Raw genomic sequence first — 1,111 nt, forward strand, 5'->3', positions numbered from 1 at the left:
GTCATGGTCCTGCCGTCGGTGATGATATAGCGTGACCCCGCCGCCTCGACTGCGTCCTCGGCCTCGTCCTCGGTCGTCGCCATGAAGAATGTGGCAGCGCCGCCCGGCCCGATAACATTGTCCTGGAAGGGGTTGGTGTTCGGGATACGCCCTGCAAGATAGGTGATCCAGTGGCCGAAGTCCCACCATGCCATGACCCCGTAGGCCTCTTCGGGGTACTGGAATGTCTCCTTCTCGTAGGTCCCGAGGACGTCCACGCCCGGGTCGGGTGTGTGTGCGCCCAGCCACGTCAGGGTCTCCCGCCACTCGTCCGAGACGACGGCCGAGTTCTCCGCATGGCTCCCGAGCGTGATGTCGTTGCCGGCCGAGGTGGCGACGAAGGCGACGGTCAGGACGACGACCACGCTGAGCGTGGCCATCTTTCCGTAGGGTGGATTCGGCGTTGCCTTTTTCTTTTTCGAACTCTTTTTATCTGTTTCGTCCCCGGCACGCCCGTGGAGATATCCGAGGGTCTCCCGACCGCCGTAGTCGACGGCGGCGGCGATGACAAGCGCCGCAAGCAGGGCGACGACTGCCGAGAGGTAGTACTCGTACCTGATATGCTGGACCGCGGCCACCAGGATGAGGGCCGACCAGACCAGGACGAAGAGGGACTCCGGCCTTGTGCTCTTGAGTGTGCGGTACCCGAGGACCCCGAGGCCGCCGACGAGGAGGATGAGGCCATAGTTCAGGCTCGTCCAGGCGAGTGCCGCGTTCCAGGGCTCCATCTCCCTGATGAGCGAGGTCTCGTGGACTGTCCCGAAGAAGGTCGTCAGGTTCTGCCAGAACATCCCGGACAGTACAGGGTCGACGACGCCGAGGAGAACAATCGACCCGATCCCGAGTGCACCGATCGCCGCGGGGTACTCCCACTTCTTCCTGGTGAGAACGCGGGAAAGGGCGTACAGGACCGCGGTCGCCGCGATCAGCATCAGGTAGGCGATGGGGTGGGCGACCGAGTAGGTCGTGAAAGAGAGGACGTCTGTCTTGACCCCGAAGAGCAGCATATACAGGGCCGGGATGCCGAAGGCGACACCGTTGACGAGGAGGAGGTACTCGCCGTGCCGTCCCT

Annotated in this window: 1 pseudogene; it reads right to left on the minus strand. The window is 63.7% G+C overall.

Annotation, left to right across the window (positions count from 1 at the left end):
* Positions 1 to 1,111, minus strand: a pseudogene (locus Q0520_RS03445) (oligosaccharyl transferase, archaeosortase A system-associated); the annotation flags it as partial.

The sequence above is a fragment of the uncultured Methanofollis sp. genome, from assembly GCF_937919355.1.
Taxonomy (GTDB): Archaea; Halobacteriota; Methanomicrobia; order Methanomicrobiales; family Methanofollaceae; genus Methanofollis.